The sequence below is a fragment of the Klebsiella sp. TF21-TM genome (assembly GCF_019753495.1).
GTDB classification, from domain to species: Bacteria; Pseudomonadota; Gammaproteobacteria; order Enterobacterales; family Enterobacteriaceae; genus Klebsiella; species Klebsiella quasipneumoniae.
Map to the genome: position 1 here is coordinate 270,268 of NZ_JAIJYL010000001.1, position 24,173 is coordinate 294,440.

Below are 24,173 nucleotides of genomic sequence, written 5' to 3' on the forward strand. Positions count from 1 at the left end.
GGGTGGAATATTTAATAAGAATGAATCGGATATAATAAGGTAGATATGGCGGAGGAATCGAGTTATTCCCATTCCCGCACTCTGCCTGGCGGGAATGGGATAACGATATTTATTCGCTAAGGAATAGTTCGAGAAGAGAATTTAAAAACAGCTTTCCATGCTCGGTGATCTGCCAGTTCTCCTCGTCTTCCTGCAGATAGCCCTGAGCTATCGCCGCGTCCAGCTGCGGACGGATCGCCGCTTCATCAAGACCGGTATAACGGCGGAATTCCGCGCGCGGCGCGGCCTCCAGCAGGCGAAAACGGTTCATAAAGAACTCAAACGGTTTATCCGCCTCTTCCACATCATGCTGACGTTCGAGGTAGCGGCCTTCCATATAGCCGCGCGGGTGGCGAGTTTTGGCGGTACGCAGAATGCGCCCGTCCGGGAAGGTTATCTTGCCGTGCGCGCCGCAGCCGATGCCAAGGTAGTCGCCAAAGCGCCAGTAATTGAGATTATGCTGACACTGATAGCCCGGTTTGGCGTAAGCGGAAGTCTCGTACTGCTGGTAGCCGGCGGCGCTCAGCAGCTGATGCCCCTGCTCGAAAATATCCCATAGCGCGTCGTCATCCGGCAGCACCGGCGGCCGGGAGCCGAACAAGGTGTTCGGCTCAATGGTCAGCTGGTACCACGAGAGATGCGGCGGGTTGAGAGCAATGGCCTGACGCAGATCGTCCAGCGCCTCCTCCAGAGACTGGTCCGGCAAACCGTGCATCAGGTCGAGATTGAAACTGCGCAGGCCCAGGCCGCTGGCGAGGCGTGCCGCGCGTTTGGCCTCTTCCGGGCCGTGGATCCGCCCCAGCCGCTGCAGCTTCGGTTCGCTAAAGCTTTGTACGCCGATGGAGATGCGATTCACCCCGGCGCGCTGGTAATCAACGAAGCGATCGGCCTCCACGGTGCCCGGGTTGGCTTCCATGGTGATTTCCGCCCCGGCGGCCAGCGGCAGGCAGGCGCGGACGCCATCGAGCAGGGTTTGCATGGCCGGGCCGGACAGCAGGCTCGGCGTACCGCCGCCGATAAAAATGGTGCCTATTTCCCTTCCCTGGGCATACTGCGCATCGGCCCGCAAATCGTTCAGCAGATGCTGGACGTAGTCATCGTGCGGCACTTCGCCTTTCAGCGCATGCGAATTAAAGTCGCAGTACGGGCATTTCTGCACGCACCAGGGAATATGGATATAGAGACTCAGCGGCGGCAAATTAGCCATTACGTAATGCTTCCAGTAACAGTTTCAGCGCCTGCCCGCGATGGGAAATAGCGCTCTTTTCTTCACGGCTCAGTTCGGCCGCGGTTTTTCCTTCTGACGGGACGAAGAAGATCGGATCGTAGCCGAAACCGCCCTGACCCGCGGCTTTCCGGGCGATCACCCCAGGCCAGCTGCCGTGGCACACCAGCGGCGTGGGATCCTCGGCATGGCGCAGATAGACCAGTACGCAGTGGAATTGCGCCTGGCGCTGGTCGTCCGGCACGTCCTGCATGGCGTCGAGCAGTTTCTCAAGGTTCTGCTGGTCGCTGGCGTCGACGCCGGCATAGCGGGCGGAGTAGATGCCCGGCGCGCCGCCCAGGGCATCGACGGCCAGACCGGAATCGTCGGCGATAGCCGGCAGGCCGGTGACCTGCGCCGCATGACGCGCCTTCAGAATCGCATTTTCAATAAAGGTCAGGCCGGTCTCTTCCGCAGACTCGACGCCCAGCTCGGTCTGAGCGACGATATCGAGACCAAAATCTTCCAGCAGCGAGGCCAGTTCGCGCACTTTACCGGCGTTGCCGGTAGCGAGGACGACTTTTTGCATGATGAATCCTGTTTATTCAGTTAGCGCCGCGACCGCAGTCGGGATCTGTTGTGGGGCGATGATTTTAACTTGCTTATGGCGGCCCAGCTCGCCTTTTTCAATCAGTACCTGGCTTTTGGCGACGCGGAACTGTTTGGCGAGAAATTTCACCAGATGGGCATTGGCCTGGCCATCAACGGGCGGGGCGGTAATGGCGACTTTGAGCTCGTCGCCATGCACGCCCACGATGCTGTCGCGGCTGGCCTTCGGCTGAATATACAGCCTCAGCACCAGCCCGTCAGCGCAGCTTTCAACGGCACTCATAGCGCCATCCACAGCCCCGGCAGCAGTACGTTACCGGTGGCCTGCAGCACCTCGGCGATACCCATATTGATCACGTACAGCAGCAGCACCAGCACCATCGGTGAGAAATCGATACCGCCCATCGACGGCAGCAGGTTGCGGATAGGGCGCAGCAGCGGGTCCGCCAGCTGCATCAGCACATACTCCACCGGGCTGCGTCCCTGGCTGACCCAGCTCATGATCGCCATCAGCAGGAGCACCCAGAAGATCAGCGAGCCGATGGTTTTCAGCAGAATAAGCAGGGCGGAGATCCAGATGATCGGCTGGAAGGTGATCACCATAAACAGTACGATCGCTTTGATGACGCAGAGGATGAATGCCACCAGCAGCGAGGCGCTGTCAATCGGCCCCATTGCCGGGATAATCCGGCGCAGCGGCCCGACAATCGGCTGCGTGGCCTTTACCACAAACTGCGAAAACGGGTTGTAAAAGTCGCAGCGCGCCCACTGCATCCAGACGCGTAACAACACGACCATCGTGTAAAGCTCAATGACCGTTGAAAGCAGGAAAGTCAACGTCTTCATGGCGTTCCTCAGATTCCTTATTATTTGCTGTAGTCGCGCGCACCAAAAATGGCCGTGCCGATGCGCACCATTGTGCTTCCCGCCGCGATAGCGGCTTCCATATCGTCCGACATTCCCAGAGACAACGTATCGACCGTGGGGTACCGCGTTTTTAACCGCGCAAATGCTACCGCCATTTGCTGGGCGACGGCAAACTGCCTTACATATTCTGACTCAGGCGCGGGGATCGCCATCAGGCCGCGCAGCTCCAGATGAGGTAACTCAGCGATCTCCGCCGCCAAGGCATCGAGCGCTTCCAGCGGGATGCCGGATTTACTCTGCTCATCGCTAATGTTGATTTGAATCAGTACCTTCAGCGGCGGTAAATGCGCCGGGCGCTGCTCGTTCAGGCGGGTGGCGATTTTCAACCGATCGACGGTGTGGCACCAGTCAAAATGTTCGGCCACCAGCCGGCTTTTGTTGGACTGCAGGGGGCCAATAAAGTGCCACTGCAGACCGCTGACGCCTGCCTGCTGGAAATGGTTAATCTTCTCCACGCCCTCCTGGACGTAGTTTTCACCAAATGCCCGCTGGCCTGCCGCGATGGCTTCTTCGATCGCGCTCGCAGGTTTCGTTTTACTCACTGCAAGCAATGTCACTTCTTCTGGCGCACGCCCGCAACGGGCGGCGGCACCGGAGATTTTGTCCCGGACCTGTGCCAGGTTATGCGCAATATCGTTCATATTCCGAGGATGAGTTATGAAGCTGGAAGAAATCGTAGCCCTTAGTGTAAAGCATAATGTCTCCGATCTACACCTGTGCAATTCCGCCGCACCGCGCTGGCGGCGGCAGGGCAAGCTGGAGGCCGCTCCCTTTCCCGCGCCGGATATCGCGGATTTACTCAACGACTGGCTCGATGCCGCACAGTTCCAGCACTGGCAGGAGCACGGCCAGATTGACTTTGCGCTGACTCTGGCCTGCGGTTCGCGGCTACGCGCCAGCGCTTTCGCCCATACGCGCGGAATATCGCTGGTGCTGCGTCTGCTGCCCGTCCAGTGCCCGCGTCTGGAGACGCTGGGCGCGCCGCCTGCGCTAAGCGAACTACTGGCGGAAGAGAGTGGCTTGCTGCTGGTCACCGGGGCGACGGGCAGCGGCAAGTCGACTACCCTGGCGGCGATGGTCGGGCATCTCAACCAGCATCTTGATGGCCATATTCTGACGCTGGAGGATCCGGTGGAGTTTATTCATCACAGCGAGCGCTGCCTGATCCAGCAGCGGGAGATTGGCCGTCACTGTCCTTCGTTCTCCGCGGCGCTTCGGGTGGCGCTGCGCCAGGACCCGGATGTGATCCTGCTTGGGGAGTTACGCGACAGCGAAACCATCCGTCTGGCGTTGACGGCTGCGGAAACCGGGCATCTGGTGATGGCGACATTACACACCCGCGGCGCGGCGCCGGCGGTGGAGAGATTGATCGATGTCTTTCCGGCAGAGGAGAAAGATCAGGTTCGGAGTCAGCTGGCCGGAAGCCTGTGCGCGGTGCTGGCGCAAAAATTATTACCCGCACGTCAGGGCGGCAGAGTTGCGCTATACGAGCTTCTGGTCAATACGCCGGCGGTGGCGAATTTGATCCGCGAAGGAAAAGTGCACCAGCTGCCCGGTGTAATGCAGACCGGGATGCAGGCCGGAATGCTGACATTTACCCAGAGTTTTCAGCAACGTGTGGCCACAGGCCAGCTGTAAGGGGGGCGTGAAGCGGGTTGGGTGGTTAAAATGATGTGTTAACTGAATGTTTAAATACTGTTTCTGGATATTATTTGATAATACAAATAATCTTTCTGAATAAATTCAAATAAGACATTCAGCTGAGATATTTCGACAGTGAATACGCATTTCCAGGAAAAAAGTTTGATTACCTTTTGACAGCTTTGCGGTATTCGATTTATGCTGTTTACGGGAATAGGATGATTCTCATGGAATAACGTTTCAATTTGTAAATTGCTAAGGCTATTTATAAATTCATGACTGATAGTATATTTTTTTATTCATTTAACCACCATGACGGTGGATAGCAGCTAAGGAGAGTTTTAAGTGATTAATTTAAATGGAAATTCATCATCTTCTCGTCAGGTTACATTTATTACCCACCCGTCAATCCAGAGTAAAGCCTTTGCCAGCTATCTCAGCGAAACCCTGATGGCACCGGTAGTTTTACAAAATATTAATAAACCGCTGGCGCAGCGACTGGCGAAAGACTCTGTAATATTATTTGATATCGCCGTTTCAAATAAGAAATTAAACGGGGTGTGGCGAGATATTATTCGGCTGCAGTCAGATAATCCCCGCTTGCTGATTATCAACAGCGCGCAAAAGTATGAGTTATACGAAATGGCGCAGTGGCCGGCTTTATATGGCGTGTTCCGCCATGACGATGATGAATCGCGCTTAATTGAGGGCGTCAAGGCCGTGCTGAACGGCGAACAGACGGCTGAATTGAGCGTGATGCACCCGGCGATGTACGCTGCGGACCATACATCGGCGCCGGTTGAAAACTCGCCGCTGACCGAACGAGAATGCGAGATCCTCAACGAACTGCGCTGCGGCGCGACCAACCTGGATATTGCCCGCGCGCTGTTTATCAGCGAGAACACGGTGCGGACGCACCTGTATAACGTGTTCCGTAAGCTGAGCGTTAAGAATCGCACCCAGGCGGTGAGCTGGGCTAACGAACATCTGCGCCACTAGGCGGGAGGATCTGCGCCGTTAGCGGTTCGCCGGCGGCGCAGAAGACAGAGCTTAAAAGCTCTGCTCGAAGTAGCTTTCCAGAATGACCACCGCAGAGGCCGAATCGACGCTGCCTTTATTCAGCGCCCGATAGCCGCCGTGTTCGAACAGGCCCGCCCGGGCCTCAACCGTACTCAGACGTTCATCGTGGAGAAGGATCGCGACGCCAAAGCGGCCATGAATTTTATTGGCGAAATTACGTGCGCGCGCCGTCAGCGGTTGCTCGGTGCCGTCCATATTCAGCGGCAGGCCGACGATCACCGCCTCAGGCTGCCACTCCTTAAGCAGTTTTTCGATGATATTCCAGTCCGGTTTGCCGTCCTGCGCCTTCAGCGCCGGCAGTGGCCGGGCGGTGGCGGTGATGCGTTGCCCCACCGCCACACCGATGCTTTTCGTCCCGAAATCAAAGCCGAGAAAGGTTCCGCTCATCATGCATGCCCCGCGACGCCTGGCATCGTCACGATGTCGATGCCAATCAGTTTAGCCGCCTCGCGCCAGCGATCGGCGATGGGCGTACGGAAAAGAATATTCTGGTCCGCCGGGGCGGTGAGCCAGGCATTATCTAAAATCTCCTGCTCCAGCTGCCCTTTCTCCCACGAGGAGTAGCCCAGCGCAACCAGCACGTTGCCCGGCTGCCGGTCGGTGCCTAAGGTTTCGAGGACATCCCGCGAGGTGGTGATCACCGTGTTATCCGAGATACGGATGCTTGAGGAAAAGTCAGAGGGCGGGGTATGTAAAATAAAGCCGCGGTCTTCCGCCAGCGGGCCGCCCAGCATCACCGGTTTATCCAGGCGGATCTCCGGATTACGCGGCTCCGGGACAATTTTGAGCTTCTCAAGGATCCCTTCCACCTGCAGATTTTCCAGCGGCTTATTGATAATAATGCCCATGGCACCCTCGTCGTTATACTCGCAGATATAGACCACGGAGCGGCGGAAAATGGGGTCCTGAAGCGCAGGCATGGCAATCAGAAAGTGATGCTGTAAATTCATTGTCAGAGGTTCTGTTCCTGGTTCAAAAAGCAACACCCAGTATGCGGGCAAAGTAGAATGGTGTCGATGCACTTTATCTGGCAGGCGCCTGAGCGGCGCCTGGCTGGAAGGGTTTCACCAGCGCGGCGATCCGCGCTCGCTGTGCCCTGAGCGGACGTTCGTCCGCCGTAGTGCTTATCGGGCGAGACGTCTTTCAATAGCGTCCATCAGCATGCCGGTGATCGAAATATCCGGGAAGGCGGCTTCGATCTCACGTACGCAGGTGGGGCTGGTGACGTTAATTTCCGTCAGACGGTCGCCGATGATATCCAGGCCGACGAAGATAAGACCTTTGGCCTTCAGCGTCGGGCCGACGCGGCGGGCGATGTCCCAGTCGCTTTCGGTTAGCGGGCGGGCTCCGCCGCGGCCGCCGGCGGCCAGATTGCCGCGGGTCTCGCCGCCCTGCGGAATGCGCGCCAGGCAGTAAGGCACCGGCTCGCCATCCACCACCAGCACGCGCTTGTCGCCATCTTTAATGGCTGGCAGATAGTTCTGCGCCATGCAGTAGCGGCTGCCCAGCTCGGTCAGCGTCTCGGCGATAACCCCAAGGTTCGGATCGCCGGCTTTGACGCGGAAAATAGAGGCGCCGCCCATGCCGTCGAGCGGCTTCATGATGATATCGCCGTGCTTTTCCCAGAAGGCTTTCAGCTGGGCTTTATTGCGGGTGACCAGCGTTTCCGGGGTCAGCTCGGAGAACCAGGCGGTGAACAGCTTCTCGTTACAGTCGCGCAGGCTCTGCGGCTTGTTGACGATAAGCGTGCCTTTCTCTTCCGCTCGCTCCAGAATATAGGTCGCATAAATAAATTCGGTATCAAACGGCGGATCCTTACGCATCAGAATGACGTCAAGATCCGCCAGCGGCAGGTCCTGTTCGCCGGTGAAGTCATACCATTTGTCGTAGTTCTGTTCGACGCTCAGCGTGCGCGTCCGGGCGCGGGCTTCGCCGTTGATCAAATAGAGGTCGTTCATCTCCATATAATGGAGTTCATAGCCGCGACGCTGCGCCTCCAGCAACATAGCGAAGCTGGTGTCTTTCTTGATGTTGATGGTTGCGATGGGATCCATCACGATGCCGAGCTTGATCATGGTTCTTCTCCGTTAACGCCTCAACCTAAGTCGCCAAAACGCACCTGCAGGGCGGTGATGGCGGTGAGCGCAGTAGTCTCTGTACGCAGAACGCGCGGTCCCAACAGGATATCAGTAAACTGGTATTTCGCGGTCATCGCTATCTCTTCAGCCGACAGCCCGCCTTCCGGGCCAATCAGCAGACGGACGCGTTCAACCGGCAGCGGCAGCGTGTTAATGCTGGCGCTGGCGCGCGGGTGCAGGTTGAGCTTCAGCCCGCTGTCCTGCTCGGCGCACCACTCCTCCAGCTGCATCGCCGGACGAATTTCCGGTACCACGTTACGACCGCTCTGTTCGCAGGCGGCAATAGCGATTTTCTGCCACTGCTGGATCTTTTTCTGCAAACGTTCAGCGTCCAGTTTAACGCCGCAGCGCTCGGAAAACAGTGGCGTTATGAGGCTTACCCCGAGTTCGATCGATTTCTGGATGGTGAATTCCATTTTTTCGCCGCGGGACATCACCTGGCCTAAATGGATATGCAGCGGCGATTCCCGATCGTCGGGTTCGCCACTGAGGACTTCAACCGCGACGTTTTTCTTACCGGCCTCGGTGATGACGGCGTCAAACACCTGGTTACTGCCGTCGAAGAGCTGAAGGTGCTGACCAGCGGTCATGCGCAGGACGCGGCCGACGTGGTTGGCCGCGTCATCGCTCAACGCGATCAGGCTGCCGACAATGAGGCGTTCTGGATGATGGATGCGAGGAATGCGCATGCTTGATATTCCGTTCTTTGCGCAGATGCCAGCTTCCCGCCATTGGGCGGGAAGCACAGGGCTGCAAATTAACAATTGCCGCTAGTGTAGGTTAGCTCTTTTGCGCCTGGCAAGCCTGCAGGACATACGGATTATGGTTGCCCTGTACTTTCGCGATGCGTTCATCGCGTTCACACTCCCAGGCGGTGACCGGGTACTGTTTATTCCAGGCAGTAAACAGCTGAGTTTGCTGGCGGGAAAGATTCAGCTGGTAGCGGTCGCGCATATAGAAGTAGGTGCGGGCGATGGCGCCGCGTGCGCGGTCAGGGGGCTCGGCGATTTTATCTTTAAAATCGACCTTCATGGTGCACTGGCCGTACTGGCCTTCACCGCCGTTCCACTGGCTGTACATAAAGTTGCCGCGATCGCCATTCACTTCTCCCACCGCCGGCTGCAGATTGTGCATGTCGCTTTCCATCTTGCGGTACTCCGGATCTTTGGCGCAGTTTTTACGTCCGCCCTCCTGCCAGCACTGGCGCTGATGGCCGAACTGCCACGCCGGCACCACGTGTTCCCATTCAACCCGGCTGGCGCGGTTCTCATTTTTACGCACTTTATAGCCGCAAGATTCCAGATCGATAACGCCTTTTTTACCCTGCCAGTCAATTTTACAGCCGCAGTAAAAGTCGCCGGGAACGTCGGCGTTTACTTTGACGCCAGCGGCCTTGGCCTGGGAAAAGCTGGTAATTTCGGCGGCCGCAAGCGGGCCACTCACTGCCGTGCACAATACTGCAACGGCTAAAACATGCATACGGGACATCGTTCACTCCGTGTCAAAACGAGCCCGCAACGTAGCGAATGAGGGTGCCGGATGCAATCAGTCAGATCAGAAAGTTTCTAATTAATTCCAATGGTTATTTTTCAGCCACCAGCAGATCGCCGCAGCGCACGCAGCGGTAAGTGGCTTCGCCGCGCACCACCCGGTTATGGCGACGAACGGTGAGCTGATGCTGCTGGCAGCGGCAGCGGTAGGGGAAGGTATTCTGGCGGACCGAATCAAGTTCAAAACGGTGGGTGCGACGCGCGGGAACGCCCAGGACGCTCTCCATCATCCATTTCCACTCTTTGCCGTGCGGGGCTACCCGGCCAAAGTGTTGCCACACCAGCAGGTGCGCCAGCTCATGGGGCACCACTTCATCGATAAACTCCTGCTGATTCTCCAGCAGCAGCACCGGGTTTAAACGAATTTCGTTTTTCTCCAGCCAGGCGGTGCCGGCGGAGGTACCGCGCTGCTGGTAGACCAGTGTCGGCTCCGCGTAGCGGCGTTCCAGCTTGAGGTTCGCTTTGGCGAGATGCTCCCGCAGGCTGCGCATCACGGCCTGCTGAATAGCGATGGGAATACGGGGTGTTTTCATAGCGCCAGAGGATAGTGCGGCGGAGGGGGGAGAGCAAGAGGAAGCTTCCTCCCGTGAGGGGAGGAAGCTCAGGCGGGTTAATCGCGGGCGCCGATCTCGCGCAGCGGACGACCCTGCATCAGGTTGCGTTCGATATGTTCCAGCGAGACGTTTTTGGTTTCCGGGATCAGCCACAGCGTCAGCAGGATAAACAGCACGTTCAGACCGCCGTACACCCAGAAGGTGTTGGCGCTGCCCAGCGAATTAAGCATGGTCAGGAAGGTGGCCCCGACAATCATGTTGGCAATCCAGTTGGTCGCCGTGGAGCAGGTGATACCGAAGTCGCGGCCTTTCAGCGGCTGGATTTCGGAACACAGTACCCAAATCAGCGGGCCGGCGCTCATGGCGAAACCGACGATAAACATCAGCAGCATCAGGACGGCGATGTACTGGGCGGTTGAGGAGTGAATGCCGATGTGCATCATGCTGCCCAGCACGCCCATCCCCGCGGCCATGACGATAAAGCCAAGGATCAGCGTCGGTTTACGGCCCCAGCGGTCGACCAGACCGATGGCGATAAAGGTAGCCAGCACGTTAGTCAGGCCGACGATCACCGTCCCCCACATCTGCTCGGTGGTGTTGGCATAGCCCGCCAGCTCAAAGATCTTCGGCGCGTAGTACATGATGACGTTCATCCCGGTGAACTGCTGCATCACCTGCAGCAGAATGCCGAGGAACACCGCGCGGCGGAAGTTGCTGTTGTCTTTAAACAGCGACCAGCCGGACTGTTTTACCTTCAGGCTTTCGCGGATCTCGTCGAGTTCGCGTTTCGCTTCGGCGCTGGTATCGCGCAGGCGCAGCAGCACGCGCTCGGCATCGACAAAGCGACGTTTAGCGGCGAACCAGCGCGGGCTGTCCGGCAGGAAGATAACGCCGATCAGCAGCAATACCGCCGGAATAATGATTACGCCGAGCATCCAGCGCCATGCGCCGCTGTAGCTGAAAGCGGTGTCGGAGAGGTAGGCGCCAAGAATACCGATGGTGATCATCAGCTGGTACATGGAAATCATACTGCCGCGAATTTTCTCCGGAGCGATTTCCGACAGATACAGCGGCGCGGTGTAGGAGGCGACGCCCACCGCCAGGCCCAGCAGCACGCGGGAAACCAGCAGGATCTCGACGTTTGGCGCGGCGGCGGAGAACAGAGAGCCGGCGACGAAGAGGATGGCGCCGATCATCAGGCTCTTTTTACGGCCCAGTTTGAAGGAGAGCCAGCCGCTGCCGACCGCACCGACGGCGGCGCCGAACATCATGGAGCTGACCACCCACTCCTGAGTGTGAGCGGAAATCTGGAACTCATTGGCAATAAAGGGTAACGCACCCGCAATAACACCGATATCAAGGCCGAACAGCAGGCCAGCCAGCGCGGCGAGGAAACAGACGAAGAACGTCATGGTCTTGTTTGAACGCCCTTGTTTTTTGTTGTCAGGCATAACGCCCTCCAGTTGAGTTATTGATTCTGTCGATGGTTAGCGTAGGACACTCGTCGGTAAAAAAACGTGATTATAGTCACGGCTGTGTAATCGTTTCCACAAAGGTAAAGAAACGTAATTCATTAAATGCTTTTTAAATCAGCAATATAAATAAGGATAGACGACAATTTTAAAAACGGTAATCAGAGTTAACCGAAACAATATGTAACATTGTGAAAAATGCACGCATGAGAAGGCGCTTGCAGGCAGCAATCGACCATTGTCATGATGTAATCGCTTTCATTGCATCGCCGCGGTTCGCTGAAGCAGGGCATGGGAGGGTGGGTAACGGACATAAAAAGGCCAGCGCGAGACTGGCCTTGAAGAGTGGAAGCGGGGAGATTATTTCAGACCAGCCGCTTCGCGCAGCAAGGCCGCTTTGTCGGTTTTTTCCCATGGGAAATGTTCGCGACCAAAGTGACCGTAGGCAGCGGTTTCTTTGTAGATCGGGTGCAGCAGATCCAGCATCTGAATCAGGCCGTACGGACGCAGGTCGAAGAACTCGCGCACCAGCAGGGTCAGCTGTTCAGAAGGCACTTTTTCTGTACCAAAGGTTTCCACCATGATGGAAGTCGGCTCTGCAACGCCGATGGCGTAGGAAACCTGAATTTCGCAACGGTCAGCCAGGCCTGCGGCAACGATGTTTTTCGCCACATAGCGCGCCGCATAGGCTGCGGAACGGTCAACTTTAGATGGATCCTTACCGGAGAAGGCGCCGCCGCCGTGACGAGCCATGCCGCCGTAGGTATCGACGATGATCTTACGACCGGTCAGACCGCAGTCGCCCATCGGGCCGCCGATAACGAAACGGCCGGTTGGGTTGATGAAGAATTTAGTGGACGCGCTCAGCCATTCGGTTGGCAGAATCGGTTTGATGATCTCTTCCATCACCGCTTCCTGCAGCGATTTCTGGTCGATATCTTCCGCGTGCTGCGTGGACAGCACCACCGCGTCGATGCCGACGATTTTGCCGTCGTCATACTGGAAGGTCACCTGGCTTTTCGCATCCGGACGCAGCCACGGCAGGGTGCCGTTTTTACGTACTTCAGCCTGGCGCTGCACCAGACGGTGAGCGTAGGTCACCGGCGCCGGCATCAGCACGTCGGTTTCGTTGGTGGCGTAGCCAAACATCAGCCCCTGGTCGCCTGCGCCCTGTTCCAGCGGATCGGCACGGTCAACGCCCTGGTTGATGTCCGGAGACTGTTTACCAATGGCGCTCAGTACGGCACACGAGTTGGCGTCAAAGCCCATATCGGAATGCACGTAGCCAATTTCGCGGACGGTGTTGCGGGTGATCTCTTCAATGTCAACCCATGCGCTGGTGGTGATTTCGCCGCCTACCAGCACCATGCCAGTTTTGACATAGGTTTCACATGCGACACGCGCTTTCGGATCCTGCTCGAGGATCGCATCCAGCACGGCATCGGAGATTTGGTCAGCAATTTTGTCAGGATGCCCTTCTGATACGGACTCAGACGTAAAAAGGTGTTTTGCCATATTTTATTTCACCTGTGGACGATTCGGATAGCTCATACTGTTGTGTAATGTGGCTTTGGTGGATAATCAGCGCAAAGCCGCGCAGGTAGCGACACGAGCAGTCTGAGTGTTAATCAGTATAGACGGATTAACTTCTGGACGGCTATTTTAGGTCAAATCTTAAGCCCATTTCCAGCCTTTTTTGATGGCGGTCGCATTTATCGGAAAACTCGCCTGGCAAATTTTCCTGACAACCGCGCAAACCTGCACATTTTTATTTTGCTTTTTACCCCGCTTCTCGGTATAAAACGCCGCGCGCGGCTCATTAAAAAAGCGCACGGGGATCTCCCCGTGGTGCCACTTCCAGCCGGGTTAAGCAGTCTGTATTTACAGAATCTCGCAACGGCATAGCGCCTGTTGCCCGGTATGTATAGCTTTGGCTTGTCGCCGACCCTGACCCAGGGCGGTGTGGAGGTGATACCAGATAATGAACCAACGTTTTTCGCTTGATTCGTCGCGTCGTTCTGTCGCGCGTCAGCACTCCGCAACCTGCATCTCTCTCATGCAAACCAGCCGATGTTCACCCCATCTCGGCGCTTCTCAGGATTCCAGGGCCGGTCGGTCGTCAGAAAACTGAACAAGGGCGCTCTTGCCTGGCAAGAGTTTTCTCGTGGTTTCTCCGGACTGTCATACTCTGTTCGGCTACGTGTTTTACGATGATATGAATAAAAAACCGGTCGCGCAGTCGCAAAACCAGCAGATAGTGCTGGGCTTTAGGACTGTTCATGGGTTGTTATCGCATCTTTGGACTGCGATAGTAGTTAACTGTCTTACACTTATTATTAAAAATTGAGGTTCGCTATGTCTGACGACATGTCTATGGTTTCGCCTTCGTCAGCAGGCGAACACGGTGTACTACGTTCCATGCAGGAGGTAGCGATGAGCTCCCAGGAAGCCAGCAAGATGCTGCGTACTTATAATATTGCCTGGTGGGGCAATAACTATTATGACGTCAACGAACTGGGCCACATCAGCGTTTGCCCGGATCCGGACGTCCCGGAAGCGCGCGTTGACCTCGCTGAATTAGTCAAAGCGCGCGAAGCGCAAGGGCAACGCTTGCCGGCGCTGTTCTGCTTCCCGCAGATCCTGCAGCACCGCCTGCGCTCAATCAACGCCGCATTCAAGCGCGCGCGCGAATCCTACGGCTATAACGGCGATTACTTCCTGGTCTACCCGATCAAGGTGAACCAGCATCGTCGCGTCATCGAATCGTTGATCCATTCCGGCGAGCCGCTGGGTCTGGAAGCCGGTTCGAAAGCGGAACTGATGGCCGTGCTGGCGCACGCCGGGATGACCCGCAGCGTCATCGTCTGTAACGGCTATAAAGACCGCGAATACATCCGCCTGGCGCTGGTGGGCGAGAAGATGGGCCACAAGGTCTATCTGGTCATCGAGAAGATGTCGGAGATCGCCATCGTGCTGGAAGAGGCCGAGCGCCTGAACGTGGTGCCGCGCCTTGGCGTGCGCGCGCGTCTGGCCTCGCAGGGGTCCGGTAAATGGCAGTCTTCCGGCGGCGAGAAGTCCAAGTTCGGCCTCGCGGCGACCCAGGTTCTGCAGCTGGTGGAGATCCTGCGTGCCGCAGGACACCTCGACAGCCTGCAGCTGCTGCACTTCCACCTCGGCTCGCAAATGGCTAACATTCGCGATATCGCCACCGGCGTGCGTGAATCGGCGCGTTTCTACGTCGAGTTGCATAAGCTGGGCGTCAATATCCAGTGCTTCGACGTCGGCGGCGGCCTGGGCGTGGATTACGAAGGCACCCGCTCGCAGTCTGACTGCTCGGTGAACTACGGCCTGAACGAATACGCTAACAATATCATCTGGGCCATCGGCGACGCCTGCGAAGAGAACGGCCTGCCGCACCCGACGGTGATCACCGAGTCCGGCCGCGCGGTGACCGCGCACCACACCGTGCTGGTTTCCAACATCATCGGCGTGGAGCGCAACGAATACACCGAGGCGACCCCGCCGGCGGAAGACGCCGCGCGCCCGCTGCAGAGCATGTGGGAAACCTGGCTGGAGATGCACGAAACCGGCAATCGCCGCTCGCTGCGCGAATGGCTGCACGACAGCCAGATGGACCTGCACGATATCCATATCGGCTACTCCTCCGGCACTTTCAACCTGCAGGAGCGCGCCTGGGCAGAACAGCTGTATCTGAACATGTGTCATGAAGTGCAGAAGCAACTCGACCCGAGCAACCGCGCCCATCGCCCGATTATTGATGAGCTGCAGGAGCGCATGGCGGATAAAATCTACGTCAACTTCTCGCTGTTCCAGTCGATGCCGGATGCGTGGGGGATCGATCAGCTGTTCCCGGTGATGCCGCTGGAAGGGCTGAACAAGTCGCCGGAGCGCCGCGCGGTGCTGCTGGACATCACCTGCGACTCGGATGGCGCCATCGATCACTACGTGGACGGCGACGGGATCGCCACCACCATGCCGATGCCGGAATATGACCCGGAGAACCCGCCGATGCTGGGCTTCTTTATGGTCGGCGCCTATCAGGAAATCCTTGGCAACATGCACAACCTGTTCGGCGATACCGAGGCGGTAGACGTGTTCGTCTTCCCTGACGGCAGCGTTGAGGTTGAGCTGTCCGACGAGGGCGATACCGTGGCGGATATGCTGCAGTACGTGCAGCTGGATCCCAACACGCTGCTGACCCAGTTCCGCGATCAGGTGAAAAACACCGGCCTGGACGACGCGCTGCAGCAGCAGTTCCTCGAAGAGTTCGAGGCGGGTCTGTACGGGTACACTTATCTGGAAGACGAGTAACCACTGATGCCCGGTGGCGCTGCGCTTACCGGGCCTGCGTATGGCGGCCGCCTAAGGCGAAGCCGTCATCCGGCAGAAGGCGATACTCACTTGAACCCGTATGCATTACCGGCGATAATTCACGCCAATAAGCGATTTATCTATCAAACCCTTCCTCGTCGGGCCTAACGACGCGGAGGGGTTTTTTTATACTTATTTTTTACGTTCCACGACTGTGAAAAGAGGTCATATCCATGAGCACTTTAGGTCATCAATACGATAACTCCCTGGTATCCAATGCCTTTGGCTTCCTGCGTCTGCCGATGAATTTCATGCCCTACGACAGCGATGCTGACTGGGTGATCACCGGCGTCCCGTTCGATATGGCGACCTCCGGGCGCGCGGGCGGCCGTCATGGCCCGGCGGCGATCCGTCAGGTTTCCACCAATCTCGCCTGGGAGCACAACCGTTTTCCGTGGAACTTCGACATGCGCGAACGCCTGAACGTGGTTGACTGCGGGGATCTGGTGTACGCCTTCGGCGACGCGCGCGAAATGAGCGAGAAGCTGCAGGCCCACGCCGAGAAGCTGCTGGCGGCCGGCAAGCGCATGCTCTCCTTTGGCGGCGACCACTTCGTTACGCTGCCGCTGCTGCGCGCCCACGCCAAGCACTTCGGTAAAATGGCGCTGGTGCATTTCGATGCCCACACCGACACTTACGCCAACGGCTGCGAGTTCGACCACGGCACCATGTTCTACACCGCGCCGAACGAAGGGCTCATCGATCCGAACCACTCCGTACAGATCGGTATTCGCACCGAATTCGATAAAGATAACGGTTTCACCGTGCTTGATGCGGGCCAGGTTAACGACCGCAGCGTCGATGACGTGATTGCCCAGGTGAAGCAGATCGTTGGCGATATGCCGGTGTACCTGACCTTTGATATCGACTGCCTGGATCCGGCGTTTGCGCCAGGAACCGGTACCCCGGTTATCGGTGGGCTCACCTCTGACCGCGCGATCAAGCTGGTGCGCGGTCTGAAGGATCTGAACATCGTCGGGATGGACGTGGTGGAGGTCGCCCCGGCCTACGATCAGTCCGAAATCACCGCCCTGGCGGCGGCGACCCTCGCGCTGGAGATGCTGTACATCCAGGCGGCGAAGAAGGGCGAATAACCCGAGGTCACCCCAACCCTCTCCCTTCCGGGGAGAGGGTACCGCACGGCACAGGGGGTTAATCAAGGCGCCGGACGGTTGCTCCTGCTGGCCGGGAGAGGGCCGACCCGCAGGAGAGGGTTCATCAGGTGCTTAAAACACGTTAAATGGATATTCGACGTAGAACCGCACTTCATTACCGCTGACGTTATAGTCGCTGGCGTTGCTGGAAACCCGCAGTACCGAATAGCGAAGCCTGAATTTCAAATCTTTCGCCGCCCCGTTTTGCACCTGGTATTGAACCTGGTTGAACCATTCATGTTCTTTGCCGTTGCTGGTCTCTGACGTTTTAATGTTATCCCCGCGCACGTAGGCGGTGGTCCAGGTCAGTCCCGGTAGCCCCAGCCCGGCAAAATCCAGTCCATACGATGCCTGCCAGGAGCGTTCATCTTCCCCGTTAAAATCAGACCAGTAGGAGTTGGCCAGCCAGATGGTGTTCCCGCCATCGCCGACGCCGCCCTGGTTCTGGTAGCCGCCGTAGTGGTAGCCGGTGCTGCCGCTGCTTTGCTGGTAAGCAACCTTAAAGGTATGGATATCCCAGATGTAGCTGGCGGCCAGGCTCCAGATACTGTTGCTGCGTCCGGTGTCATTGGCATCGGCATATTGCTGATCCAGGCGTGAGTGATAGCCGTTGAAGTCGAGAACCAGCTGTTGGTTGGCGGCGAACGGCTGCTGATAGTTCAGGCCGAGATACTGTTTGTTCAGCACATCTTCGACATGCGACGCATACAGCGCGCCGCTGAGCTGGTCGTTGAACCGGTAGCTGGCGCCGCCGAAGGACAGGCTTTTCAGACCGCTGTTATGGCTGTCGTCGCTTTTACGCTGCTGATCGGTCAGGTAGCCGGCGTTAATTTCCAGACCGTCGATTTCGCGTGAGGTCAGCATGGTGCCGGTATAGCTCTCGTACAGCAGACGTGAATCATCGGCGTAGACGATGGGCAACATCGGGCGCTGACTGCCGTAGCTGAGCACGGTATTCGAAAAGCGCATTTTGCCGGTGGCGCCGAATTTCGCGAGGTCGGATTTTGCCCGGCCGTCGTCATCCTGGGCGAAAAAGTCAATGCCGCCCGCGCCGCTGCGGCCGCGGCCGCCGTCGAGGCGCACGGCGTACTGGGCGATGCCGTCCACGCCGAAGCCGACCGGTCCCTCGGTAAAGCCGGATTCGAAGGTGGCGATAATTCCCTGGCCCCATTCGGCTTTATCCGGCAGCCCATCGCGATAATCGCGTTTGATATACGCGTTACGTAAAAAGAGATCCAGATGGCTGTCTTCAATAAAGCCCTGGCTGGTAGATTGTTGGCTGGCGAAAGCCGGCGCGGCGGCAATAATGCCAAGTGCGATGAATGATAATTCTTTTTTCACTGAGGGCACTTCTCTGTCTGTCGATATATTCAAGGGAATCACTGCAATCGCGATATTCTCCTGAAATAATGTCAAAAGCAATCATTGTGTGAGCAATGGTATCGGCAGGAAACAAGCGGTGTGGCGCATGCTGGCCAGGTTTGGCGAAGAGGGGTGGACTATTTAATATTTGGTCTAACCCGGCTCTGAAAGGCGGATTGTGTACGCCGTTTTTCATTTGCCAAATAATATTTTGCTGAGTGACAGCATATAAAATAATTGGCTGCGACGAGGTGAAATAATAATTAACGGTTTGTGCGCTTAAGTTATCAATTGATGCGGCTAAATATTTTTACTGGCAGATATAAAAGGGAGGCAGTCATGCCTCCCGCTGGCGATTATTTAATCCCGTCGGCCTTCATGCGATCGCGAATATGCTGGGCGCGCGCTTCTGAGGCCGGGTGATCGTCAAACATCGAGCTCTGACGGCCGGCTTCCAGCTTGGCCAGTTTCTCGAAGCTGGTGGCCAGTCCCGACGGATTGATGCCGCGCTTACGCAGCAGGTCGTAAGAGTAGTCGTCCGCTTCCGATTCCTGGCGCTGGGAGAACTGCGAGTTCACCAGTTTTTCACCCAGATCGCCGAGCTGCGACTGGGACAAGCTGCCGACGATGCCGCCGGCGGAGGCCGCCGCCGCGCGCACGGCGTTGGTGCCCAGGGCGACCTGCATGCCTTTCTTCACATGGCCCAGCGCGACGTGGCCCATTTCGTGGCCGATCACCGCCTCGACTTCATTATCGTTCATCAGATCCATCAGCCCGCTGTAGACGCGGATGCAGCCGTTAGCCATGGCGAAGGCGTTGACATCCTTGGTCTCATAGACCTTGTAGTTCACGGGCTGACCATTGATGTTATCGCCCAGCGCGGCCGCGATTTTGTTCAGCCGCTGGCTGTATTCACTGCTGGCCGGGGCGATTTTCGCTTTGGCGTCCATCTCTTTACAGGCCTGGTCGCTTAAGGTTTTCACCTGCGCGTCGCTGAGGGAGTATGCCTGGAAGGCTTCGGCCCCTGAGCTGAGCAGACCGTTGGAGTCCATGTTCTGACATCCGGTGAGCGTTGCTGCGATCCCAAGAGCAAGTACGGTTGAGCGAATTTTCATTTTTTATCTTCCACAATCTTATGGTTGTTTATCCGACAATACGGCGACGGCAGGGAACCGTATTCTGCGTAAATTATAAAGAGTATCGCAGGATGCGGGCGAGCGGATTCCGGCGTAGCACAACCTGTTCCAGAGATTTCTTAAAGGGCAAAAGGATGCTCCATGTACATGACTTGTCGCTTGGGTTACATTGTTCACACTTTTTTCCGGCGTAGCCCAAAACGCGCTCTCGTCAAGTCGTTAAGGGCATGGCCTTCAACAGTCCGAACTGGAGTCAAAATGTCCTCACGTAAAGAGCTTGCTAACGCTATTCGTGCGCTGAGCATGGACGCTGTACAGAAAGCCAAATCCGGCCACCCGGGTGCCCCGATGGGTATGGCTGACATTGCCGAAGTGCTGTGGCGTGATTTCCTGAACCATAACCCGAACAATCCGGCCTGGGCTGACCGTGACCGTTTTGTACTGTCCAATGGCCATGGTTCGATGCTGATTTACAGCCTGCTGCACCTCACTGGCTACGATCTGCCGATTGAAGAGCTGAAAAACTTCCGCCAGCTGCACTCTAAAACCCCGGGTCACCCGGAAGTCGGCTACACCGCGGGCGTGGAAACCACCACCGGTCCGCTGGGCCAGGGTATCGCTAACGCGGTCGGGATGGCTATCGCCGAGAAAACTCTGGCGGCGCAGTTCAACCGTCCGGGCCACGACATCGTCGACCACTACACCTACGCCTTCATGGGCGACGGCTGCATGATGGAAGGCATTTCTCACGAAGTGTGCTCTCTGGCCGGTACCCTGAAGCTGGGCAAACTGGTGGCCTTCTATGATGACAACGGCATCTCTATCGACGGCCACGTTGAAGGCTGGTTCACCGACGATACCGCCAAACGCTTTGAAGCCTACGGCTGGCACGTGGTGCGCGGCGTTGACGGTCACGACGCTGACGCCATCAAACGCGCAGTAGAAGAAGCGCGCGCGGTCACCGACAAACCGTCCCTGCTGATGTGCAAAACCATCATCGGCTTCGGTTCGCCGAACAAAGCCGGTACCCACGACTCCCACGGCGCGCCGCTGGGCGACGCCGAAATCGCCCTGACCCGCGAAGCGCTGGGCTGGAAACACGCGCCGTTTGACATCCCGTCTGACATCTATGCGCAGTGGGATGCCAAAGAAGCCGGTCAGGCGAAAGAAGCGGCATGGAATGAGAAGTTCGCTGCTTACGCCAAAGCCTTCCCGCAGGAAGCAGCCGAATTCACCCGTCGTATGAAAGGCGAGATGCCGTCTGACTTCGACGCGAAAGCCAACGAGTTCATCGCGAAGCTGCAGGCCAACCCGGCGAAAATCGCCAGCCGTAAAGCCTCTCAGAACGCCATCGAAGCTTTCGGTCCGCTGCTGCCGGAATTCCTCGGCGGTTCCGCTGACCTGGCGCCGTCCAACCTGACCCTGTGGTCTGGTTCTAAGCCGATCAACGAAGACACCGCGGGTAACTACATTCACTACGGCGTGCGTGAGTTCGGTATGACCGCTATCGCCAACGGTATCGCGCTGCACGGCGGCTTCCTGCCGTACACCTCCACCTTCCTGATGTTCGTGGAATACGCGCGTAATGCGGTACGTATGGCCGCGCTGATGAAACAGCGTCAGGTTATGGTCTACACCCACGACTCCATCGGTCTGGGCGAAGATGGCCCGACTCACCAGCCGTTAGAGCAGGTGGCTTCTCTGCGCGTAACGCCGAACATGTCCACCTGGCGTCCGTGTGACCAGGTTGAATCCGCGATTGCGTGGAAATATGGCGTCGAGCGTCAGGACGGTCCGACCGCGCTGATCCTCTCCCGTCAGAACCTGGCGCAGCAGGAGCGTACCGAAGAGCAGCTGGCGAACGTGGCCCGCGGCGGTTACGTGCTGAAAGATTGCGCCGGCCAGCCGGAGCTGATCTTCATCGCCACCGGTTCCGAAGTGGAGCTGGCGGTGGCCGCGTGGGACAAACTGACCGCCGAAGGCGTGAAGGCGCGGGTGGTCTCCATGCCGTCCACCGACGCGTTCGACAAGCAGGATGCGGCCTACCGTGAAACCGTACTGCCGAAAGCCGTGACCGCGCGCGTTGCCGTGGAAGCGGGTATTGCTGATTACTGGTTCAAATACGTTGGCCTGAACGGGGCGATCGTTGGCATGACCACCTTCGGTGAGTCTGCGCCGGCTGAGCAGCTGTTCGAAGAGTTCGGCTTCACCGTCGACAACGTGGTCGCTAAAGCGAAAGCGCTGCTGTAATTGCGGTTACGGTGCGGGCTGATGCCCGCACCGTAACCCTCTCCCACAGGTGAGGGGGCAAACGCCAAAAACGGTAACCCCTGGGTTACCGTTTTGCTTTTACCTCGCCACCCGGCTTTTTTGTATCTGCTATTCCTGAACCATGTAATACGGTTGTAAATTATTCCAGCAAAAATGTGATGTGAGTCATATAGCTGGTTTATTACGCTGGACAAACATTCCTTTTATTCCTCGTTTGGCTTATTCTAGCTGAAGCGTTTCAGTCGTTTAAATGTTCGACAATTAATCAATCAGTCGCAGTTTGCAGCTGGTAAGGTTTCCCTCAGAGCGTAGCTGGATTACTCTGTCAGCCACCTCATAACAGGGACAGCCTTGCAGGAGATCTATGACCATTCGCATCGCGATTAATGGCTTCGGTCGTATTGGACGCAACGTGGTTCGTGCGCTATATGAATCCGGGCGCCGTGCGGAAATCACCGTGGTGGCTATCAATGAGCTGGCGGATGCTGCGGGCATCGCGCATTTGTTGAAATATGACACCAGCCATGGCCGTTTCGCCTGGGATGTTCGTCAGGAGCGCGAGCAGCTGTTTGTTGGCGATGATGCCATCCGTCTGCTGCACGAGCCGACCATTGCGGCGCTGCCCTGGCGCGAGCTGGCGGTAGACGTGGTGCTCGACTGCACCGGCGTTTACGGGAGCCGTGAACACGGTGAGGCGCACCTGCAGGCTGGGGCGAAGAAAGTGCTCTTCTCCCATCCCGGCGGCAACGACCTCGACGCGACGGTGGTGTACGGCGTCAATCAGGATGAACTCCGCGCCGAGCATCGCATTGTCTCCAACGCCTCCTGCACCACCAACTGCATTATTCCGATCATTAAACTGTTAGATGATGCCTATGGCATCGAGTCCGGCACCGTCACCACCATTCACTCGGCGATGCATGACCAGCAGGTGATTGACGCCTACCATCCGGATCTCCGGCGTACCCGCGCGGCCAGCCAGTCGATCATTCCGGTGGATACCAAACTGGCGGCAGGGATCACCCGTATTTTCCCGCAGTTTAATGACCGTTTTGAAGCGATTGCCGTGCGGGTGCCGACGATAAACGTGACGGCAATTGACCTGAGCGTGACGGTCAAAAAACCGGTAAAAGCATGTGAAGTCAACCAGTTGCTGCAAAAAGCAGCACAAGGTGCATTTCATGGTATAGTTGACTATACGGAATTACCGTTGGTCTCAACAGATTTTAACCACGATCCGCACAGCGCCATCGTCGATGGCACGCAAACCCGGGTCAGTGGCGCGCATCTGATCAAAACGCTGGTCTGGTGCGATAACGAATGGGGCTTTGCTAACCGAATGCTCGACACGACGTTAGCGATGGCGGCTATTGGTTTCAGGTTCGACGCGTAAACGTCGACAAAACTTTATGAATCAACGAGAGGATTCACCATGTCTGTAATTAAGATGACCGATCTGGATCTGGCTGGTAAACGCGTTTTTATCCGTGCGGATCTGAACGTACCAGTTAAAGACGGGAAAGTAACCAGCGACGCACGTATCCGTGCCTCTCTGCCGACCATTGAACTGGCGCTGAAGCAGGGCGCGAAAGTCATGGTTACTTCTCACCTGGGTCGTCCGACCGAAGGCGAGTACAACGAAGAATTCTCTCTGCTGCCGGTTGTTAATTACCTGAAAGACAAACTGTCCAGCCCGGTACGTCTGGTTAAAGACTACCTGGACGGCGTGGAAGTCGCTGCCGGCGAGCTGGTGGTGCTGGAAAACGTTCGCTTCAACAAAGGCGAGAAAAAAGACGACGAAGCGCTGTCCAAAAAATACGCCGCGCTGTGCGACGTGTTCGTGATGGACGCTTTCGGTACCGCGCACCGCGCGCAGGCTTCCACCCACGGTATCGGCAAATTTGCTGACGTGGCGTGCGCAGGCCCGCTGCTGGCCGCTGAACTGGACGCGCTGGGTAAAGCGCTGAAAGAGCCGGCTCGTCCGATGGTCGCTATCGTCGGTGGTTCTAAAGTATCCACCAAACTGACCGTGCTGGATTCCCTGTCTAAAATCGCTGACCAGCTGATCGTCGGCGGCGGTATCGCCAACACCTTCGTTGCCGCTCAGGGCCACAACGTCGGTAAATCCCTGTACGAAGCGGATCTGGTTGATGAAGCCAAGCGCCTGCTGAGCACCTGCGATATCCCGGTTCCGACTGACGTTCGCGTCGCGACCGAGTTCTCCGAAACCGCAACGGCGACTCTGAAATCTGTTAACGACATTAAAGATGACGAGCAGATTCTGGACCTCGGCGACGTTTCCGCACAGAAACTGGCTGACATCCTGAAAAACGCCAAAACCATCCTGTGGAACGGCCCGGTTGGTGTATTCGAATTCCCGAACTTCCGTAAAGGGACTGAAATCGTGGCTAACGCTATCGCGGACAGCGAAGGTTTCTCCATCGCCGGCGGCGGCGACACCCTGGCAGCGATCGACCTGTTCGGCATCGCTGACAAAATTTCCTACATCTCCACTGGCGGCGGCGCGTTCCTTGAATTCGTCGAAGGCAAAGTCCTGCCGGCAGTAGCGATGCTCGAAGAGCGCGCTAAGCAGTAATTCAGTTCAGGCGGGGAAACCCGCCTGTTTTTCAGCGCGCTTAAGGGC

Annotated in this window: 24 protein-coding genes; 8 read left to right on the forward strand and 16 right to left on the reverse strand. The window is 57.2% G+C overall.

Annotated elements, in window-relative coordinates:
• Positions 1-109: 109 nt before the first annotated feature.
• Genes hemW through K5R89_RS01410 form a run of 5 tightly spaced genes read right to left on the reverse strand, consistent with a single transcriptional unit; the run spans position 110 to position 3,420 of the window.
• Complete coding sequence (gene hemW / locus K5R89_RS01390; protein WP_101989447.1) at positions 110-1,246, reverse strand: radical SAM family heme chaperone HemW; 1,137 nt, start codon at positions 1,244-1,246, stop codon at positions 110-112.
• Positions 1,239-1,832, reverse strand: a complete 594-nt coding sequence (locus tag K5R89_RS01395; RefSeq protein WP_087826650.1) for an XTP/dITP diphosphatase — start codon at positions 1,830-1,832, stop codon at positions 1,239-1,241. Before K5R89_RS01395 ends, hemW begins: the two co-directional genes overlap by 8 nt.
• A 12-nt stretch (positions 1,833-1,844) precedes the next feature.
• Positions 1,845-2,135 carry a DUF167 family protein YggU gene (gene yggU / locus K5R89_RS01400; protein WP_004205183.1) on the reverse strand — a complete coding sequence of 97 codons (291 nt, stop codon included), beginning with the start codon at positions 2,133-2,135 and terminating at the stop codon, positions 1,845-1,847.
• On the reverse strand, positions 2,132-2,698 hold the full coding sequence (locus K5R89_RS01405; RefSeq protein ID WP_002916613.1) for a YggT family protein: 567 nt from the start codon (positions 2,696-2,698) through the stop codon (positions 2,132-2,134). Before K5R89_RS01405 ends, yggU begins: the two co-directional genes overlap by 4 nt.
• 20 nt (positions 2,699-2,718) lie before the next feature.
• Positions 2,719-3,420 (reverse strand): YggS family pyridoxal phosphate-dependent enzyme, encoded by a 702-nt coding sequence (locus tag K5R89_RS01410; RefSeq protein WP_004205181.1) that lies wholly within the window; start codon positions 3,418-3,420, stop codon positions 2,719-2,721.
• A gap of 16 nt (positions 3,421-3,436) precedes the next feature.
• On the opposite strand from K5R89_RS01410, the gene K5R89_RS01415 reads away from it, so the two are divergent.
• Entirely contained in the window at positions 3,437-4,417 is a 981-nt protein-coding gene (locus tag K5R89_RS01415) for a type IV pilus twitching motility protein PilT (RefSeq protein ID WP_032454049.1), read from the forward strand.
• A gap of 348 nt (positions 4,418-4,765) precedes the next feature.
• Positions 4,766-5,419, forward strand: a complete 654-nt coding sequence (locus tag K5R89_RS01420; protein ID WP_032454048.1) for a LuxR C-terminal-related transcriptional regulator — start codon at positions 4,766-4,768, stop codon at positions 5,417-5,419.
• 51 nt (positions 5,420-5,470) lie between these two features.
• Here K5R89_RS01420 and ruvX read toward each other — a convergent pair whose 3' ends face one another.
• From ruvX to K5R89_RS01465, 9 genes are all read right to left on the reverse strand, one after another.
• Positions 5,471-5,887: a Holliday junction resolvase RuvX gene (gene ruvX, locus K5R89_RS01425; RefSeq protein ID WP_004205178.1), complete on the reverse strand. Its 417-nt coding sequence runs from the start codon at positions 5,885-5,887 to the stop codon at positions 5,471-5,473.
• Positions 5,887-6,450, reverse strand: coding sequence for a YqgE/AlgH family protein (locus K5R89_RS01430; protein ID WP_002916603.1), 564 nt, complete (start codon positions 6,448-6,450; stop codon positions 5,887-5,889). The genes ruvX and K5R89_RS01430 overlap by 1 nt, the downstream gene beginning before the upstream one ends.
• 174 nt (positions 6,451-6,624) lie before the next feature.
• Positions 6,625-7,575, reverse strand: a complete 951-nt coding sequence (gshB, locus tag K5R89_RS01435; protein ID WP_221853856.1) for a glutathione synthase — start codon at positions 7,573-7,575, stop codon at positions 6,625-6,627.
• Positions 7,576-7,595: 20 nt separating this feature from the next.
• On the reverse strand, positions 7,596-8,327 hold the full coding sequence (gene rsmE / locus K5R89_RS01440; protein ID WP_023290991.1) for a 16S rRNA (uracil(1498)-N(3))-methyltransferase: 732 nt from the start codon (positions 8,325-8,327) through the stop codon (positions 7,596-7,598).
• 91 nt (positions 8,328-8,418) lie between these two features.
• Positions 8,419-9,126 (reverse strand): deoxyribonuclease I, encoded by a 708-nt coding sequence (endA, locus tag K5R89_RS01445; RefSeq protein ID WP_217259125.1) that lies wholly within the window; start codon positions 9,124-9,126, stop codon positions 8,419-8,421.
• 94 nt (positions 9,127-9,220) lie between these two features.
• On the reverse strand, positions 9,221-9,721 hold the full coding sequence (locus K5R89_RS01450; protein ID WP_032428989.1) for a SprT family zinc-dependent metalloprotease: 501 nt from the start codon (positions 9,719-9,721) through the stop codon (positions 9,221-9,223).
• Between the two features lie 77 nt (positions 9,722-9,798).
• Complete coding sequence (locus tag K5R89_RS01455; RefSeq protein ID WP_004205171.1) at positions 9,799-11,193, reverse strand: sugar porter family MFS transporter; 1,395 nt, start codon at positions 11,191-11,193, stop codon at positions 9,799-9,801.
• Between the two features lie 381 nt (positions 11,194-11,574).
• Entirely contained in the window at positions 11,575-12,729 is a 1,155-nt protein-coding gene (gene metK / locus K5R89_RS01460; RefSeq protein WP_004205170.1) for a methionine adenosyltransferase, read from the reverse strand.
• A gap of 159 nt (positions 12,730-12,888) precedes the next feature.
• On the reverse strand, positions 12,889-13,047 hold the full coding sequence (locus tag K5R89_RS01465; RefSeq protein WP_032428987.1) for a hypothetical protein: 159 nt from the start codon (positions 13,045-13,047) through the stop codon (positions 12,889-12,891).
• Between the two features lie 382 nt (positions 13,048-13,429).
• On the opposite strand from K5R89_RS01465, the gene yqgB reads away from it, so the two are divergent.
• The 3 genes from yqgB (at position 13,430) to speB (ending at position 16,700) form a co-directional block, all read left to right on the forward strand.
• Positions 13,430-13,561 (forward strand): acid stress response protein YqgB, encoded by a 132-nt coding sequence (yqgB, locus tag K5R89_RS01475; protein ID WP_002916578.1) that lies wholly within the window; start codon positions 13,430-13,432, stop codon positions 13,559-13,561.
• A gap of 8 nt (positions 13,562-13,569) precedes the next feature.
• On the forward strand, positions 13,570-15,546 hold the full coding sequence (gene speA / locus K5R89_RS01480; protein WP_004205167.1) for a biosynthetic arginine decarboxylase: 1,977 nt from the start codon (positions 13,570-13,572) through the stop codon (positions 15,544-15,546).
• Positions 15,547-15,779: 233 nt separating this feature from the next.
• Entirely contained in the window at positions 15,780-16,700 is a 921-nt protein-coding gene (speB, locus tag K5R89_RS01485; protein WP_004205166.1) for an agmatinase, read from the forward strand.
• 132 nt (positions 16,701-16,832) lie between these two features.
• Here speB and K5R89_RS01490 read toward each other — a convergent pair whose 3' ends face one another.
• Positions 16,833-18,101: an OprD family outer membrane porin gene (locus K5R89_RS01490; protein ID WP_023290988.1), complete on the reverse strand. Its 1,269-nt coding sequence runs from the start codon at positions 18,099-18,101 to the stop codon at positions 16,833-16,835.
• A 377-nt stretch (positions 18,102-18,478) separates the two neighbouring features.
• The gene (locus K5R89_RS01495) at positions 18,479-19,237 is read right to left on the reverse strand and encodes a M48 family metallopeptidase (RefSeq protein ID WP_017899781.1); all 759 of its coding nucleotides are present in this window, start codon (positions 19,235-19,237) and stop codon (positions 18,479-18,481) included.
• Positions 19,238-19,516: 279 nt separating this feature from the next.
• Here K5R89_RS01495 and tkt point away from each other — a divergent pair, with 279 nt between their 5' ends.
• The 3 genes from tkt to pgk all read left to right on the forward strand — a co-directional run bounded on the left by tkt (position 19,517) and on the right by pgk (position 24,125).
• Complete coding sequence (gene tkt / locus K5R89_RS01500) at positions 19,517-21,508, forward strand: transketolase (protein ID WP_101989445.1); 1,992 nt, start codon at positions 19,517-19,519, stop codon at positions 21,506-21,508.
• Between the two features lie 385 nt (positions 21,509-21,893).
• Complete coding sequence (gene epd, locus K5R89_RS01505; protein WP_004205289.1) at positions 21,894-22,922, forward strand: erythrose-4-phosphate dehydrogenase; 1,029 nt, start codon at positions 21,894-21,896, stop codon at positions 22,920-22,922.
• 39 nt (positions 22,923-22,961) lie between these two features.
• Positions 22,962-24,125 (forward strand): phosphoglycerate kinase, encoded by a 1,164-nt coding sequence (gene pgk, locus K5R89_RS01510; protein WP_023290986.1) that lies wholly within the window; start codon positions 22,962-22,964, stop codon positions 24,123-24,125.
• The last annotated feature ends 48 nt before the right edge of the window (positions 24,126-24,173 follow it).

Bases quoted from the DNA above. Each gene is read 5' to 3' on its own strand.
- hemW (WP_101989447.1), bottom strand. From the start codon at position 1,246: ATGGCTAATTTGCCGCCGCTGAGTCTCTATATCCATATTCCCTGGTGC.
- K5R89_RS01395 (WP_087826650.1), bottom strand. From the start codon at position 1,832: ATGCAAAAAGTCGTCCTCGCTACCGGCAACGCCGGTAAAGTGCGCGAA.
- yggU (WP_004205183.1), bottom strand. From the start codon at position 2,135: ATGAGTGCCGTTGAAAGCTGCGCTGACGGGCTGGTGCTGAGGCTGTAT.
- K5R89_RS01405 (WP_002916613.1), bottom strand. From the start codon at position 2,698: ATGAAGACGTTGACTTTCCTGCTTTCAACGGTCATTGAGCTTTACACG.
- K5R89_RS01410 (WP_004205181.1), bottom strand. From the start codon at position 3,420: ATGAACGATATTGCGCATAACCTGGCACAGGTCCGGGACAAAATCTCC.
- K5R89_RS01415 (WP_032454049.1), top strand. From the start codon at position 3,437: ATGAAGCTGGAAGAAATCGTAGCCCTTAGTGTAAAGCATAATGTCTCC.
- ruvX (WP_004205178.1), bottom strand. From the start codon at position 5,887: ATGAGCGGAACCTTTCTCGGCTTTGATTTCGGGACGAAAAGCATCGGT.
- K5R89_RS01430 (WP_002916603.1), bottom strand. From the start codon at position 6,450: ATGAATTTACAGCATCACTTTCTGATTGCCATGCCTGCGCTTCAGGAC.
- gshB (WP_221853856.1), bottom strand. From the start codon at position 7,575: ATGATCAAGCTCGGCATCGTGATGGATCCCATCGCAACCATCAACATC.
- rsmE (WP_023290991.1), bottom strand. From the start codon at position 8,327: ATGCGCATTCCTCGCATCCATCATCCAGAACGCCTCATTGTCGGCAGC.
- endA (WP_217259125.1), bottom strand. From the start codon at position 9,126: ATGTCCCGTATGCATGTTTTAGCCGTTGCAGTATTGTGCACGGCAGTG.
- K5R89_RS01450 (WP_032428989.1), bottom strand. From the start codon at position 9,721: ATGAAAACACCCCGTATTCCCATCGCTATTCAGCAGGCCGTGATGCGC.
- K5R89_RS01455 (WP_004205171.1), bottom strand. From the start codon at position 11,193: ATGCCTGACAACAAAAAACAAGGGCGTTCAAACAAGACCATGACGTTC.
- metK (WP_004205170.1), bottom strand. From the start codon at position 12,729: ATGGCAAAACACCTTTTTACGTCTGAGTCCGTATCAGAAGGGCATCCT.
- yqgB (WP_002916578.1), top strand. From the start codon at position 13,430: ATGAATAAAAAACCGGTCGCGCAGTCGCAAAACCAGCAGATAGTGCTG.
- speA (WP_004205167.1), top strand. From the start codon at position 13,570: ATGTCTGACGACATGTCTATGGTTTCGCCTTCGTCAGCAGGCGAACAC.
- speB (WP_004205166.1), top strand. From the start codon at position 15,780: ATGAGCACTTTAGGTCATCAATACGATAACTCCCTGGTATCCAATGCC.
- K5R89_RS01495 (WP_017899781.1), bottom strand. From the start codon at position 19,237: ATGAAAATTCGCTCAACCGTACTTGCTCTTGGGATCGCAGCAACGCTC.
- tkt (WP_101989445.1), top strand. From the start codon at position 19,517: ATGTCCTCACGTAAAGAGCTTGCTAACGCTATTCGTGCGCTGAGCATG.
- epd (WP_004205289.1), top strand. From the start codon at position 21,894: ATGACCATTCGCATCGCGATTAATGGCTTCGGTCGTATTGGACGCAAC.
- pgk (WP_023290986.1), top strand. From the start codon at position 22,962: ATGTCTGTAATTAAGATGACCGATCTGGATCTGGCTGGTAAACGCGTT.